At 43.1% G+C, this 15,653-nt stretch carries 15 protein-coding genes; 4 read left to right on the forward strand and 11 right to left on the reverse strand.

Annotated features, from left to right (window positions below):
• Positions 1-41: 41 nt before the first annotated feature.
• Positions 42-1,415, forward strand: a complete 1,374-nt coding sequence (locus PNC201_RS19990) for an MATE family efflux transporter (protein ID WP_102058173.1) — start codon at positions 42-44, stop codon at positions 1,413-1,415.
• 40 nt (positions 1,416-1,455) lie between these two features.
• On the opposite strand, the gene PNC201_RS19995 is transcribed toward PNC201_RS19990, so the two are convergent.
• Entirely contained in the window at positions 1,456-1,989 is a 534-nt protein-coding gene (locus tag PNC201_RS19995; protein WP_102058174.1) for a dihydrofolate reductase family protein, read from the reverse strand.
• An 86-nt stretch (positions 1,990-2,075) separates the two neighbouring features.
• Here PNC201_RS19995 and PNC201_RS20000 point away from each other — a divergent pair, with 86 nt between their 5' ends.
• Positions 2,076-2,633, forward strand: coding sequence for a TetR/AcrR family transcriptional regulator (locus PNC201_RS20000; RefSeq protein ID WP_102058175.1), 558 nt, complete (start codon positions 2,076-2,078; stop codon positions 2,631-2,633).
• Positions 2,634-2,691: 58 nt separating this feature from the next.
• Here the strand turns inward: PNC201_RS20000 and PNC201_RS20005 are convergent, their stop codons facing one another.
• Positions 2,692-3,486 carry a helix-turn-helix domain-containing protein gene (locus tag PNC201_RS20005; protein ID WP_233525295.1) on the reverse strand — a complete coding sequence of 265 codons (795 nt, stop codon included), beginning with the start codon at positions 3,484-3,486 and terminating at the stop codon, positions 2,692-2,694.
• Between the two features lie 144 nt (positions 3,487-3,630).
• Here PNC201_RS20005 and PNC201_RS20010 point away from each other — a divergent pair, with 144 nt between their 5' ends.
• Positions 3,631-4,011, forward strand: coding sequence for a DUF3224 domain-containing protein (locus PNC201_RS20010; RefSeq protein ID WP_102058177.1), 381 nt, complete (start codon positions 3,631-3,633; stop codon positions 4,009-4,011).
• Between the two features lie 19 nt (positions 4,012-4,030).
• On the opposite strand, the gene PNC201_RS20015 is transcribed toward PNC201_RS20010, so the two are convergent.
• The 3 genes from PNC201_RS20015 to PNC201_RS20025 all read right to left on the reverse strand — a co-directional run bounded on the left by PNC201_RS20015 (position 4,031) and on the right by PNC201_RS20025 (position 8,012).
• Entirely contained in the window at positions 4,031-4,648 is a 618-nt protein-coding gene (locus PNC201_RS20015; RefSeq protein WP_010605585.1) for an HAD family hydrolase, read from the reverse strand.
• Positions 4,649-4,807: 159 nt separating this feature from the next.
• Entirely contained in the window at positions 4,808-7,309 is a 2,502-nt protein-coding gene (locus PNC201_RS20020; protein ID WP_102058178.1) for an ABC transporter permease, read from the reverse strand.
• Entirely contained in the window at positions 7,299-8,012 is a 714-nt protein-coding gene (locus tag PNC201_RS20025; RefSeq protein ID WP_010376092.1) for an ABC transporter ATP-binding protein, read from the reverse strand. The genes PNC201_RS20020 and PNC201_RS20025 overlap by 11 nt, the downstream gene beginning before the upstream one ends.
• Here PNC201_RS20025 and PNC201_RS20030 point away from each other — a divergent pair.
• Positions 8,011-8,631 (forward strand): arylesterase, encoded by a 621-nt coding sequence (locus PNC201_RS20030; protein WP_010605587.1) that lies wholly within the window; start codon positions 8,011-8,013, stop codon positions 8,629-8,631. The two genes, PNC201_RS20025 and PNC201_RS20030, sit on opposite strands and share 2 nt — an antisense overlap.
• A gap of 101 nt (positions 8,632-8,732) precedes the next feature.
• Here PNC201_RS20030 and PNC201_RS20035 read toward each other — a convergent pair whose 3' ends face one another.
• From PNC201_RS20035 to PNC201_RS20060, 6 genes are all read right to left on the reverse strand, one after another.
• Entirely contained in the window at positions 8,733-9,473 is a 741-nt protein-coding gene (locus tag PNC201_RS20035) for a reprolysin-like metallopeptidase (RefSeq protein ID WP_010605588.1), read from the reverse strand.
• 16 nt (positions 9,474-9,489) lie between these two features.
• Positions 9,490-10,191 (reverse strand): hypothetical protein, encoded by a 702-nt coding sequence (locus tag PNC201_RS20040; RefSeq protein WP_102058179.1) that lies wholly within the window; start codon positions 10,189-10,191, stop codon positions 9,490-9,492.
• Between the two features lie 334 nt (positions 10,192-10,525).
• The gene (locus tag PNC201_RS20045; RefSeq protein ID WP_102058180.1) at positions 10,526-11,119 is read right to left on the reverse strand and encodes a 1-acyl-sn-glycerol-3-phosphate acyltransferase; all 594 of its coding nucleotides are present in this window, start codon (positions 11,117-11,119) and stop codon (positions 10,526-10,528) included.
• Positions 11,120-11,398: 279 nt separating this feature from the next.
• Positions 11,399-12,286 carry a hypothetical protein gene (locus PNC201_RS20050; protein ID WP_102058181.1) on the reverse strand — a complete coding sequence of 296 codons (888 nt, stop codon included), beginning with the start codon at positions 12,284-12,286 and terminating at the stop codon, positions 11,399-11,401.
• A gap of 111 nt (positions 12,287-12,397) precedes the next feature.
• Positions 12,398-12,886, reverse strand: coding sequence for a DUF6702 family protein (locus PNC201_RS20055; RefSeq protein ID WP_010605592.1), 489 nt, complete (start codon positions 12,884-12,886; stop codon positions 12,398-12,400).
• The gene (locus PNC201_RS20060; protein WP_102058182.1) at positions 12,886-15,309 is read right to left on the reverse strand and encodes a M1 family metallopeptidase; all 2,424 of its coding nucleotides are present in this window, start codon (positions 15,307-15,309) and stop codon (positions 12,886-12,888) included. The genes PNC201_RS20055 and PNC201_RS20060 overlap by 1 nt, the downstream gene beginning before the upstream one ends.
• Positions 15,310-15,653 lie beyond the last annotated feature (344 nt).

Raw genomic sequence — 15,653 nt, forward strand, 5'->3', positions numbered from 1 at the left:
TACAAGGATAATAACGGTTTTTCATGCTTAAGGATTTCATCATGCTGTTAGATTCAGCGAGCAAAACCCCCACAAAAGACGCTAACGTTACCCGCACTTTTTGGCGTTATACTATCCCTGCCGTTGTCGCAATGGTGGTCAACGGATTGTACCAAATAGTTGATGGTATTTTTATTGGTCACTATCTTGGTGCTCAGGGGTTGGCCGCTGTAAACCTTGCTTGGCCCATTATAGGGATCATTATTGGTTTTGGCGTTTTAGTCGGGATGGGATCTGGCAGTTTGCTGTCGATATATCGTGGCGCTGGCGACAATACCGATGTGCAGCAGCTGATGGGCACTAGCTTTTGGCTCATCGCTATCTTGACTGTGGTTGCAATGACTGTCCTTGTATTATTCGGACCTACTTTGCTTGAGCTTCAAGGTGCATCGGGTGAGCTTTTACATTCCAGTTTGGCCTATTTGCAGGTATTGAATTGGGGAGCTGGGGTTACCATTGCGGCAGGTGCGTTGCCGTTACTACTAAGAAACAATGGTAAACCAGAAATGGCAACGGCTTTGCTGATTGTAGGGGCGCTCGGCAACATAGTGCTCGATTATTTTATGATTGTGGAAATGCAATGGCAACTTCCCGGTGCTGCACTTGCTACGCTGATTTCACAAGGGATAGTCGCACTTGCAGCGCTCTACTTTTTACTCACTTCTGGTGAAGAAAATAAACCCAAAGGTGCGTTTAATCAGCCCCTAGCCCTAGAAATACTAAAGCAAGGCGCAGCAGGATTGGTGATGTTTTTGTATTTTGGCTTTATCGTTGCGTTACATAACAAGCAGTTGCTGATATTTGCCAGTGAAGTTGAGGTGGCGGCCTTCGCTGTGGTTGGTTACCTTGGCGTTATTTACTATTTTATCGCAGAAGGCGTAGCGAATGGTGTCCAGCCGCCTATCAGTTATTATTATGGAGCAGGCCTTTACCAGCGCATTCACACTATGTTTAAGCTGGCGCTCAAAGTGAGCTTGGGTTTTGGTGTGATGATGGTAACTATGTTTTATCTGTTTCCGAAGGATGTACTTGGGCTCTTCAGTGAGGATTTGGCTTTGCTCAACGCGGCCGAGCGTGGTTTGCAGCTGCATCTATCCACGTTATTCTTGGATGGTTTTATATTTCTAACCTCGATGTACTTTGTTGCGGTAGGTAAAGGCGGTAAAGCGTTGGTTATTTCACTTGGAAACATGTTGGTGCAATTGCCGTTTTTATATTTATTGCCCTTCTGGTTTGGTGTCGATGGGGTGTGGCTTGCGGTGCCTATCTCAAACATCACGTTAACCGTTATTATCATCCCTCTGCTTTGGCGTGATTTATATCAGTTAAAGCATGCAGATATGGAAGCTACGTCAGGTGATAAGCTGTGCGCTTAGTTGCATACTGCAGGCGCTTATTTTAAGCGCCTTCTTAGGGTTATCTTTGGCGTACGTAGTAATTTTTTACCACGCAATCTAAATATCTCACAGCATTCACATGTCTAAATTTAAGCGGTTCGTTTAATTTTCCGAATAAAGGTATTCCGCCACCTAAAATAGTTGGAATGGTCGTGATAATTAGCTCATCAATGAGATCTTGTTGAAGAAAGCTTTGTATGGTTTTTCCGCCATCAATGTAAAGGTTTTTAAAGCCCTGCTGAGCCAGTTGTTCGGCGATATCTGTCAGTTCACCCCGTACAAGCGATACCTTATCTGAAAAAACTTTTGGCACTTCTTTAAGCGTATTACTTAATACAAAAACAGGTTTATTGTATGGCCAGTCGCAATCAAATCCTTGGATTGTCTCAAAGGTATTACGTCCCATGATGATGGCATCTACGCGGGCCATAAAATCGGCGAACCCCAAGTCTGAACCTTCAGGGTTGGGTAAATCATGTAGCCAATCTAAGTGGTTGTTTTTATCCGCGATAAAGCCGTCTAGGCTTGCCCCAATATAGACGATGTTTGCCATTTTATACTCCAATTGAACCCTAAACTATTTCAAGATAAAATAAATTCTACACTGTAGAATTTATTTTATCTTAGCGAGAGTAAACAATGAGTGTCAAGGATAAGAAGCGTGGCCGACCGTTAGCGGAAGGTAAAGCACTAAGTCAGGAGCTGATCATACAAGCAGCCAAATTGCAGATGAAGGAAAGTAGAAAAGTGCCTAGTATTCGAGCGTTGGCGAGCAGCCTAAATGTCGATGCGATGGCAATTTATCACTACTTTAAAAACAAACAGGCTTTGCTCGAAGCTTTGACCTGCTCTTTAGTCGATGAAATATATGAACCTAGCTGCGATGAACAGTGGCAAACAGAGCTACAAAAGCTCAGTGTAAGTTATTTACAGCTACTCGACGACTATCCAGGGCTGTTAACTGTGCTGCTATCAATGGACTCAGTAGGTCCAGCTGAAGTGTTTCAAACCCGATTTGAGGTGATCACTCAAACGCTTGAATTACAGGGGCAGGCACAACAAGATGCGATTTGCTTACTGGTTGATTATTTACATGGTTTTGCACTTGCAATGGAGTGTCACCCAGATAGAGAAGCGTTAAATGTCTCGATGACAAACGGTACAATTGCACTAATTTGTAAAGCGATTGAGGCTTAATGTCATTGCGTTGTGGCGTTGTAAAGGGGCATTACAACACATAGAGGCGAAGTACCTGTTAGGGACGCTTGAGATAACGATTGGGAGTGGTACCGATTATTTCTTTAAAATCTCTAATAAGATGTGACTGATCGGTATAGTTCAACTGAGCAACAATGTCTGCCATTGTAGTCGCTTTGGATTCAAGCAGTGCAAGTGCTTGGTGCAAGCGGTACTTTCGAATTAGCCATTTAGGACTAAAACCGATGTAGTGTTGGCAAAGCCTTTGTATTTGTCGTATTGGCATGTCGCATTGTTTGGCAAGTTGCTCAACCGTAAAAATATCGCTGTGATCTTGCAAGGTGTTGAGAATACCTTCGGCCATAGCAGCACCTGTGCTTTGAGGGAGTGTAAACGACATTAAAAATTGTGATAGCACTTTTACCCGCTCTGCATCATCACTTGCCATGGTTAATGAAGAAACAAGCGAACTCGATGGCATATCGCAAAGATGCTGCAAAGAAAAGGTTTTATCGACACATGCCAAAGGAGTGATATCAAATTGTTCTACTAGGGCACCGACCCTAAATTTAACCCCCAAGAGCTGCCCTTTTCCATGCATTGTGTAATCGTATACTTTGCTTACAGGGCCAATAATTTTTATCTCATCGGTACTTAGCAGTAAATGAAAGTTGGGATCTGGTAAGTTTCGTTGTGTATGGGTTTTATTATCCGGCAAACACCAGTCGACAAACCAAAATTGCTCGACAAGACCTTTTAACTCTGTGCATGGGAAATACCGTCTAAGCTGGTAGTTTGGAGCGCTTTGTTGTTGGTGGAGTACACCGGTGACTGGACTAAGGTTAGATTTCATCGCTGCCTTGTTATGGATAGAGCTCATTGTTTGTTGTCGCGTTTTTACAATACCAATTTTAAATTGCGTGCTAGATTTAAAACAAGCTGCATGAAACTGCAGAGCAAGATCAAACTCTTTTACTATAAAATTAAGGGAAATGCGATGCAACTAACAGGTGTGTACGAAATTATCAATTGGCAAGAAACCACAGAAAAACAATTTGATGATGGTGCCAAACTCTCCAAAGCCGTGGTGAGCCTCAGTTACGAAGGCGAAATTGAAGGCAGTAGCGAAGTTTATTATCAGCTTCACTATGCCGAAGAAGGAGATGTTGAGTTTAATGGCTTTGAAGCAGTAATCGGGTGCTTTTCTGGGCAACAAGGCAAGGTTGTATTGATGCACGATGGTCGTTTTAAGCACGGTAAAGCACATAGTAATTTTACAGTGGTACAAAGCGATGTTGATGCTATTGCCGTGGGTGATAAAGGGTCGTTTGAGTCGACTGAGGGAAAAAGGGCAAACTACCAAATAACACATAACTGATAGCTTCAATGTTATTGCGCTAGGCTAAGTAGCGGTGTCTTCTTATGTCTAGCGTGTACAGCGCATCCACTAACTCCGCAAAGTGACTAATGACAACATCTGCTTGCTCTGCGTAGTGAGGTTTGTCATTAGGGGCAAACAAGCATGACGGCATGTTGGCGTTATGTGCCGCCTCTATATCGTAGAGGTAATCGCCAACATAAACACATTGATAAGGTGGCACTTGCCAGGTCTGAGCAACTTGCAGCAGCGCGGCTGGGTCTGGCTTGGCTGGCGCATCGTCCCTCGTTAAAATCAATGGAATTGGCAATCCCGCTGTTTTAAGCTTCAATCGCGCCGCTTTTGCAAAGTTTCTGGTCACAACGGCAAGCGGGACCCCCATTCTCGAAAGGTGCGCAACAGACTCCTTAACCCCAGGAATAACTTCACAGTGCTGTGCGTCACATAATTCATGTTGGTGGACGATGTTCATAGCCTCTTCGCGCATGTAAGGTGAAGGCAATGTACTGATAAAACTGAGTAAGTCTTGCCCTACCGGACAGCCAATTTGCGCCCGAATAAGTGAGAAGTCGAGTTCAGATGTCACTAGTGTGCCATCTAGGTCAAAAATAATGCCTTTAACCGGTATCCTATCCATTTTTAATATCCTTTGGTTTCGCATGTGTACTGCGTAGCCCTACTTAAAGGTAGGTACGTAATTGAAGTTTGTAAAGATCAAGACGATGGAGTTTTGCTTTTGCGAGATGAGTGGCTCACTGATGGTAACGGTGAGCCACTTTTTAGTCTTTTCGAAGTTTTATGCGAGTTTGCGTAGTAGCCCTTGCGTGTTTTGTTTCATGGTGTTCGCCACCATAAAGTAACCAATCACAGCGACGAATGTTGCGCCAGTTGCAGGCCCTAATAGCCAAATATAGGGGTGCAAACGGCCATCCACATCGAATGTTTGAACTTGGATCACCAACAGTGCAATGTCACTGACCACGGCAGCTACCAGTCCTGCTAATCCGCCAAGTAATAAAAATTCATAAAGCGTGGCGAGTTTTATCAAACGACCTTTGGCACCGAGTGTGCGCAAGATAACGATTTCCTGCATACGTTCGGCAAGGCTTGCCTGAACCTGAGAAATGAGCACCAAAGAACCGCTGATAAGCACGATACTAAGTACAAAGCTAATCGCCAGTGAGACTTGAGAAATCATCGATTGTGCCTGTTTGAGCTGGCTCTGAATGTCGATCATACTAATTGTTGGATATGCTTTCAAAAACTGACTAATAACCTTAGTGTCTGCTATTTCAAGCTTGGCGGCAGTAAAGTAAGTCACAGGGAATTGGCCGGCGATTTTATCGTTGAATATCATCACAAAGTTAGGTTTCAGCGAGCCCCAATTGACACTACGTAAACTCGTCACTTTGGCTTCAATTGTTTGACTATTGATTAGGAAGCTAAGCGTGTCCCCCACTTTTATCCCTACCCGCTCGGCAAGCCCTTGAGCGACGGAAACTTGAAGCGCATCAGAGTCATCAAACCACTCGCCATCGACTACTTCATTACCCGCTGGCAATTCATCTAACCAAGTAAGATTGAGCTCGCGCCCTACCCCATCACGTGCATCTTCGTCTTTTTCTTCACCCTCTTGCAGTGAGACCCTGCGTGCAAACTCTTCGCCATTTAGCGCATTTACACGACCCAAAAAGACGGGATAAAAATGTTCATGCTTGATGCCACTTTCATCAAGTTTGCTTTGCATTGGCTGAATTTCTTGTTCCATTATATTGATAAAAAATGCATTGGGTGCGTCTTCAGGCACTTGCATCTGCCAATCTGAGATCATGTCATTTTTCAGCACCACTAAAAACAACATTAATTTGATAGCAAGAGCAAAGCTAATAAGCTGTACCGCATTTGCATTGGCACGTTTTTGCAGTGTGGCAATGGCAAGAGACCAACTTGAGCCCGGACTCAACCCTAGTTTTCTGCCCGCTGAAAATAATAGTCGTGAGATCACGTATAGCACGGCCATGAGTAGCAAGGTTGCGCCGAATAAAATCGCGGTGATCTTAATATCGCGACTAAATAGCCACATTAACCCGAAAATTGTTAATACTGAAAGCGCCATATGAATTCGACTAATCGCGATGGTGTCTCCAAGGTTGCGTCTTAGGACGCGCAGCGGCGGGATATCAAATAAATCTAATAGTGGTTTTAATGAAAACATCATTGCGCATACCACACCCACGGCAATGCTCAACAGCCAAGGCCTAAACCCTGCTTCAGGCAGGGCCGTATCCATAAAGTTAATCAGGTAAGCGGCCCCAACACTTTGCAGCCCGTAACCGATAGCAAGACCGACTACAACGGAAAAAAAGGTCACTAAAGAAAGGTGTAAAAGATAAATACGGCGGATGGTTTTGCGACTACCTCCGAGCGTTTTCATCATGGCGACGGGATCATATTGGCGCTCACAGTAGCGCTTTGCAGAAACCGCCATCGCTACGGCAGCGAGCATGATCCCAAATAGTCCAGCAAGGAGCAAAAAGCTCTCTGAGCGAGCTAAGTTTTCACCTAAAGGTGATTGCCTATCTTTTATTCCCTGCCAAGATTGGTTGCTTTTGAGTTGTGGCTTGAGCCAAGTGTAGTACTCTCCCAGCTGCTGCTCTGAGCCCGAAAATAATAGTCGGTAGAATACTCGGCTCCCGGGTTGAATGGCTTTAGTCACCGCAATATCATCATGATTAATAAGGACGCGTTTGTTCCCCGCCAGCGAGAAGAAAGGGGCATCAGGCTCGCTAATAAGCACCTTACTCACGGTAAACTGCCCTGCCCCTATTTCTACCACATCGCCAATTTTAAGGCCAAGGGAATAAAACAAGCCTTCGCTGAGCCATACATTGCCCTTTTTCGGAGCGGCTTGAACTTGGTAATTCTCGCCATTAAGGCTATCTCTTAAAGTAAGTTTACCTCTAAGTGGATATGTATCTGTCACCGCTTTTAGCGCGCCAAGTATTAACTCATCGTTGGCAAATAACATCGAGTCAAAATACACTTGCTTGGCGGTATTTAAGCCAAACTCTCGTGCTGTGGTCAGTACTCGGTCGTCGAAATCATGGTTGCTCGAAAGCCGCCTGTCAGCAGCGATAAAGTCTGCGGATTTTTGTTCTAGATTCAAACGGATCCGCTCGGTAATGGAAGACAAGCTAAACACAGTCAATACTGCAAGCGCAATTGCAGCTAGGATGATGGTGAGCTCGCCTCGTCTAAATTCCCTAGAGAATAAAGTAAGTGCTAACTTAAACCACATTGACGGCCGCTCCTTGTTTTATTACTTCTAGTTTTCCAGCTTCAATATGAATAATGCGATCACACTGTTGAGCGAGTTGCTCATCATGGGTAACAAGCACCAAAGTGGTGCCATTCTCTTTGTTTAGGTCAAACAGTAAACGCTCGATAAGATGGCCGTTTTTACTGTCTAAATTGGCCGATGGCTCGTCGGCGAATAAGATCTTGGGCTTGCCAACAAAGGCTCTGGCGATGGCTACTCGTTGCTGTTCGCCACCCGAAAGTTGTGAAGGATAGTGCGTTAGACGATGGGACAAGCCGACCTTTTCTAATAACTCTGTCGCTTGATTTTTTGCACCTTTGTCCCCAGCTAATTCAGCAGGAAGCATCACATTTTCAAGCGCCGTTAGGCTTTGCACTAGCATAAATGACTGAAATACGAAGCCGACTTTTTCTGCTCGCAGTTGAGCTCGAGCTTCTTCATCCATTTTTTGTAATGATTCGCCATCTAAATGAACTTCTCCTTTGGATGCGATATCTAAGCCGGCAAGCAAACTAAGTAAGGTTGACTTACCAGAGCCAGAAGCGCCAACGATTGCCACGGACTCACCTGACTTGACAGTGAAATCGATATCACTAAGGATAGTGAGATTACCTTCGACGGTAGAGACCTGTTTAGTAAGGCCTTTTACTTGGATCATATTTAACTGAGAAAGCACTGACATGAAGTACTATTTCCTAAAGTTGTTGTTCATACTTGTTATTGTAATGACGCCGTTAAGCGCAAATGCCAAGCAAAAACTCATGATAGTTGGTGATAGCTTAAGCGCCGCTTATGGCCTGAAACAAGATGATGGTTGGGTTAAATTGTTACAAAATAAATACGAAACAGAACAAAATCCGATCGAAATTATCAATGTTAGCGTTAGCGGTCAAACAACAGGTAATGCTGTGGCAAAAATAAATCAGCAATTGAAAACGATTTCGCCTACTCATGTATTAATCGAATTGGGTGGTAATGATGGCCTACGCGGATTTCCTGTAAAAAGGTTAAAGGCAAATCTCACACTGCTGGTGCAATCTAGCCAACAAGCAGGCGCCAACGTTGCCGTAATGGAAATCCAAATCCCCCCTAATTTAGGTCCTCGCTATACCAGTATGTTTACCGAGAGCTACCAACAAGTGACAGAGCAAACCGGTAGCTACCTAATGCCCTACTTTATGCTAGAAGTGGCGGCCAAACCGGAATTAATGCAAAGCGATAACTTACACCCCAACAAAGAAGCGCAACCTCTAATCCGCGACTTTATGTATCAAGAAATCAATCAATGGCTGGAAAAATAAGCATACAAAGCACAAAAAAACCCGCTAAGAGCGCGGGTTTGGGTGTGTTTTAGTTTGAAACTTTAACTTATTGCAGTAGTGCTTAATTAACTACATTGCGATTACTTGAAGTTTGCGATACTCGTTTTAGTCGCATCTACCGTTTTCCAAGCATATGATTGACCAACTACACCATAAGGCACGCCGCCAAGAGACCAGTTCGGGTTAGCAAAGTAGTCGTATTGTGTTGCATTACCAAATACATGTGGATAAGCCATGATACTAGCGAAGTTGTCTTGTACACCGTGGCCCATGCCATCAACGTATACACCACCGCTGGTGTCACCTTGTTTGCGTGAATGCGCTAGACCTTGGTTGTGACCAAGCTCATGTACAAAGGTTGTTGCACCACAATCGATACCTGTAATGCTGAACATACGGTTGCTCATGCTTGAATATAGGTTGCCATTGCTACCTTGACCTACCCAAGCTAGACCACATGTGATGTAGTTACCATTGCGCTCACCTGTACCAAGTACCGCAACCATATCTGCACGCCAAGTATTACGAAGGTTAGCTACATAGCTACTGTTAGTCACAGAATCTAACCAAGCACTCGTTGGTGTGATGTTGTAGTTACCTAAGTTTTGTGTACCTGCAAGACGTAGTTGCAGATCGATGCCATTTTGGCTGTAAACTTGGTTTGTAAACGCAATCAGCTGATTGATTTTAGTATTAATGTTTGACGTAGCAGCCGCAGATTGATCGGTATAAAGAATGCCGATATCGACGGTTACTGCTGATGCGCTTGCAGATAGAGCGAGTGCCGTTGCCAGCGATGCTGCCTTTACTGTTGTTTTCATTGTTTTTCCTTTCTTTTTAGTTAACGTTACTTTTGGGTTGAAAAATATCTTTCTTCACAGAAACTGAGTTATGGTCTGTTTCGTCATGGCTATCATGCGGATGTAGTTCTTCTTCTTTGTGGGAGCGGTATAAGTCTCGCTTGGCAGCAATCCAGCCAAATTGATCTTTTGATTCAAATACATAGTTGCCACTTGGGGCGGTAAGTTGACCATATACGGCGTCTTTGCCTACGGTTAAAACGGTGGTATGGAAACGACCATCAGCACCGGTTACCTTACCAAAAACACTTTTATCGCCGTTTTCCGCTAAAGATATGCCTGTCACTTCTGCTACAAATGACTCTTGTGTTTGCGGAATTAACAATTCAAAGTTATCACCGCCTTCTAATTCTCTTAGTGTAGGTAAGTCAAACTCAATATACGCTTCGTTGCTTAAATCTTGTGGTAAAACCTTTGCGGCTGAAAGCACTGCTTTTGCTTTATTTGATACCTTATTCACAGCGTAAAAGTCGTTGCCCTTTTGTATTGGCGTCGCTGTAGGGGTGACCTGCTCAGGGCTCGATTCAAGCGTCTCATGCTTTGGAGTTGCCTGGTTATCAGTTTCTAAGTTGTGTGAAGCTTGAATTAAATTTACCTGTGAAGGTTGAGCTTCTGGCATCATTTTCCAAAAGGCAATTCCAATAAAACCAATAAGTAATGCAACAATGAGCACTCGCATAATTCACCACGATGACGTTAATAAGTAGTGAAATACTATTCATGATGCGGTCTTCTTATCAACTTTTAATTTACTGAATGTTTTCATTGTTGATGGTTAAAATTAAATATCTTCATGATATATATGTATAAATGTCATTAACAAATCTTTACAATGTGAGCGTGTTAAGTGTGTTATGGCTTGTAATTGTCAAGCTAATGTAATCAAAGTGTGCTGTTTCAAAGTGTTTGATTGGATTAGCTTTATTTTTTGAAATAGCTGATAGTTTTATTATTTTTTGTCTGAAATAATGGTATTTCAATTTAATCTTTTTGATCTTCATCGATATTTTTATTCATAGTCCTGATGCGTGTGCAGGGTATTTTGCCATTTGTTTTGAAAATTGTAGTTTGACTTGATTAAGTAACTGATCTTGCGTGAGCTCTGTTGTATTGTCGATCGCAGGCATAATAACAAAAGTTTTACTGCGGTAGTCTATTGCCATAGGCACAATGGGGACTTCGGCGGATTGCGCAATGTAGATGAAGCCTTTTTTCCATTCTGGAGTGTATTTACGAGTTCCTTCTGGAGCTAAGCCCAAAATCAATTTGTCGCTGGCATTAAAAATATCGCGAACCTGCGTGACCATACCATGCGGTGTATCTCGCCTAACCGGAATTCCACCCCATTTGCGTAATAACCAGCCAAATGGTGGGGTAAAAATGGTGTGCTTGCCTAAAAAGCGAATTTCAACATCAAGTGCAAGCTTGACAGCAATGCCAATAAAAAAGTCCCAGTTTGACGTATGCGGCGCGACGGCTGCTACAAACTTTTCTTCACTTGGGAAGGTGCCAGCTATCTTCCATCCCATCATCTTAAGCATCAAGCTACCAAGCTTTCGACCAATCGGGCTGTTTGAGCGTGGGATATTGGGTGGAATATTGATCAAGGTAATGGCCTTCTTTATTTGTGTTATTTGTTGGTGGTGAATTCATTCTAGCTGAAAGTTCTAGGGCCTGTTGACCGTTGCTGCAAAAACAAACTTGAAAGATAAACAGGGCTTAGGCACTAAGCGCTGGTGTGCGATGTTATCGTATAAAACGAATTACTGATTAGGCTGATAAATCTACAAAAAACTAGTAGATCCCTTACTTACACATACCAATCCCAAATTAATTAACCAAAGCCGATAATTCAAGTGTCAGTAGCTTATCACGCTGGACTGGGCCTAGTTGGGCGATATGCACTGGTGGATAGGTTGCCAAGTATATTTGGCGTTAAACAGGGTATCCCTTGTGTGACCACTCAAGTTTGGGTTTTGAAGTTTTAAAGCTTTCCTATCCCCAAATTTGGCTTTTGCAATGGCTTCACGAGTAATTGGATGATTGAAAAATAGTCTATCAAACGAGCCGTCTTCTATTGCTTTGTTGAGGCCATAGCTAAGGCGTTCTTTGAGTCGACTATTATTTTTATTGACGAAAAAGTACATAGCAGTGGGATAACAAAACGCGAACCTAGACTCTACTACTGTGCTATCCATGCTTTGTAACTCTGTCCATGGTTCGTGAAGTGCGCGAGGGAAGAGCTCAAAGCGTTTTTCTTCTAACATCTTTGGTAGCAAAGAAGCCATGCTAGTGACTACAACAAAGCCATTTTTTTCGTAGATTGAAGTATCGGGCCAGTCGATACCACTACCAAGCGTGAAACTCATTAATTGGGCGGGAGAGTGAAGCAAAGAGAGTCTTTCTTCGGTATCTTTGTGGATGAGAAATAAACGCGCGCCCATCATTCCTTTTAGTAGCGGCACATATACCGTCGCTAAACTCTTTTCTCTTTTGATGGATGTCATACTCCAGTGAACATCTAAAAGCTTCCCTTGCTCCAAAATTTCTAAGGTGCGTCCTTGAGGGGTATGATCGAAAGAGTTTTCACTGAGTTGGTAAGCGCCATATTTATCGCGGCTCTTATTTAGAGCCAGCCTTAATAACGCGATGTAGTAGTCTTGTTTTGGATCTGCAAATTCTTTAGAGATGTTATAGCGCACTAAATCGTTTGCACAGACGCTAAATGACGTCAGTAATATGCAGGTCAACACCAGCTTTATTGAGGCTATCATTCCTTTTCCTCATCGTGCATTAAAAAGTATTCTTTAACTTTAGCGCAGAACTTGAGTTGATAAAGTAAAAAAGGCACCGGAGTGCCTTTTAACTTTAGCGAGTTAGATAACCTAAAACGTGACGCTTAGCCAATCATCATTACCATCAAAGTGCAACGACCTGACTTTTCCTTTGCCTTCAAAGTTTACTAAATTGACTTGTTCTGACCACACATCTCTGAGTGCATTATGGCGCATTTTAAGTTCATTTATTGGTGAGAACAGCGGTGTTTCTTGATATACCCAAAAAAATTGGCCATCAATTTCCGCACCAACCAAATTTAAGGGCAGCACTTTACCTGCGCCTGTTTTTAATTCAACGCGCTTACTGACATAATTCGCAAAGCTTACTCTATCAGCAACATTGTTAAATATATCGGCATTGTGACTAAATAGGCTCTCTACCGCATGCTCAGTATCATGGAGATAGAATCTGTGCATGATTTCGATATTACCACTGCGTTCGTTAAATAACACCGTGGTGACCGCTGCTTTTAATTGGTGCGCTTGACAAAGCGGTGAAATCAGCACAAATAAACAGGCTAAGCGCCAGGTTTTCATTAGTTATCCTTTTTCTCTTCAAGTGGTTTTAGCTCGGCTTTAACGTCTTGCATGATATCGCGATACACTTTACCTTCACGTTCTTTCTTTTTATAGAGCTCTAGGCGAGATTCTATAATGCGTCTTGGGTAATGGTTATTCTCAATATCAACGTCAGCAGTTTCCCACCGGGGGTCAACGGTCACGGACGCAAGCGGTTTATCTTTATCTGTAATAATTAGCTTGCTGACGTTACGGGCATTGCGACGCCAAATCTCGGCAGGGATAGTCCGCTCTTCTTTGCTACCATCTTGGTACGTGAGCTCAAGTAAGATTGGCATCACGAGTCCACCGACATTACTAAACTTAAGTACGTAATAGTTTTTGTCTTCTTTTACCGCGCGCTCAAGAGTACGTTTTTCCCAAGGTTTAAGCTCAGATAAAAACTCACGATACTCATTTCGTTCTTCATTGGTTACCGTAAACTGGTCATTACTATCGTAAAAGTCTGTTATGTCTTGGTTTTTATCAATCCAAAGTGCGCGCCCTTGTTCTTGATTGCGTTTGACGAATAACGACATTGGTTTGTTCTTTTCAAACTCTCGTAGGCGGCCAAAATCGATGTCTGGGTTTTTGGTGTCCAACCGCAATTGATAGATTTTATCTAATGAGATATCGACATGATCTGTGCTGTAAAACCAGCCACGCCAGAACCAATCTAAATCGACCCCAGAAGCTTCCTCCATCGTTCTAAAGAAATCTGCTGGCGTTGGGCGTTTATATTTCCAGCGTAGGGCATATTCTTTAAATGCAAAATCGAATAGCTCACGGCCTAAAATCACCTCGCGCAGAATATTAAGCGCTGCAGCAGGTTTCGTGTAGGCATTTGGGCCTAAGTGCAATACGCTGTCTGATTGCGTCATGATTGGAGACTGATCTTCAGATTTCATGTAGGCAGCAACATCTCTTGGCTCAACGCCCCAAGGAATGGTGGGATCCCATTCGCGGCCAGCAACGCCATCTAAAAAGCTATTGAGGCCCTCATCCATCCATGTCCATTGGCGCTCGTCTGAGTTGACTATCATAGGGAAGTAGATGTGCCCTACTTCGTGAATGACAACGCCGATTAAAAAACGTTTCTCGGCCAGTGAATAGGTGCGAGAGCCATCATCTTGCAATTTCGTACGCGGACCATTGAAAGTGATCATCGGATATTCCATCCCACCGACAGGACCATTTACTGATTGCGCGGTTGGATAGGGGTAATCAAACGAGAAGCGTGAATAGACTTCCATGGTATGAATAACGGCTTCGGTGGAGTACTTTTTCCACAAGTCACCCCCCTCTTTGGGGAAAAATGACATGGCCATCACGAGAGGCTGCTCGTCACCACCTTGCTGATAGCCTTTAGCATCCCACATAAATTTACGTGATGAAGCCCAAGCAAAATCTCGCACATTCTTGGCCTTAAAGCGCCACGTTTTGGTGTCGTCTGTACCCGCTTTTTCGTTCTCTAGCGCTTCTTCTTCAGTAACGACGAATACCGGGCGTTTTGCTGTTTTTGCTTGCGCTAGTCTGTCACGCTGGGTTTTGCTCAGAACTTGCTTTGGGTTATCTAACTCACCGGTTGCAGAAACGATATGATCGGCCGGCACCGTGATTTCAACGTCGTAGTCACCAAACTCGAGCGTGAATTCACCACTGCCAAGAAACGCCTTGTTGGTCCAAGCTTCATAATCTGTATACGCCGTTAGGCGAGGGAACCATTGCGCGAGCAAAAAGATGTCATTACCGTCTTTTTCAAAGTGCTCATAACCCGAACGTGCGCCAACGGCATCTTCTTCAACAATATTAAAGGCGAAGTCCATACTAAATTGTAGATCTTTACCTGATTTGAGTGGTTCGTTTAGGTCAACACGCATCATGGTATCAACAATCGTGACCTTGAGCGGTTTACCGCGACCGTCCTTGACATTATTGATGATAAAACCAAGCTCAGTGTCATCCATAAACTGCTGGCGTCTGAGTTGATTTAGTGAAATTTTTGCATGTTTTGTAACCGGATTACTCTGTAATTCGTTCCCAAAAGTTGCAGTGCGTTCAGCAATTGAATCATTTTTGAAGATATTTTGGTCTAATTGTAGCCATAAATATTTGAGGGTGTGAGGAGAGTTATTTTTGTAATGTATGGTCTGCGTAGCGGTTAACCTTTTGGCTTTCTCGTCCAAGTTTACATCAATATCATAATCCACCTTTTGTTGCCAATAACGCTCTCCGGGCTCACCGGCTGCGCTGCGGTAGATATTTGGGGTCGGTAAAGTCTCATCTAATTGGCGAAACTTATCTTCAAAATGCCCTTTGGTTTGCGAAATGGCGCTGGCGTGTGCGACACCGGATAGCGCTAGTGCAACCAATAAAGGCATGGCTGGTGTTGATTTTTTCATTGTTATTTCCCATTTTATCGTGCCAAAGCATTGACCAATAAACATTTTTATTTCAGTTTTTGCTCGGAGTGAGTAGAGGGGATTTGCATGGTGACAAAGGAAGACAAATAAAACCTTCTACGTGTCAATAAACTGACAAATAAAAACACATAAATCAAAGTTTTGAGATAAAGTAACAAGATTTAGGCACGACTGAAATTACGCTGTTTTGAGTGTTTTTTAATCTGTTGTTTTTGATAGAAAAAATACAATGCTCAAAAAAATTAATTTGTATGCCAAAAAGGTATTTTGCTGGGTTATTGTCTACATTTTATAAATAAATAAAGAAAACAAAATTAGTTGTT

It is taken from the genome of Pseudoalteromonas sp. NC201 (assembly GCF_002850255.1).
Taxonomy (GTDB): Bacteria; Pseudomonadota; Gammaproteobacteria; order Enterobacterales; family Alteromonadaceae; genus Pseudoalteromonas.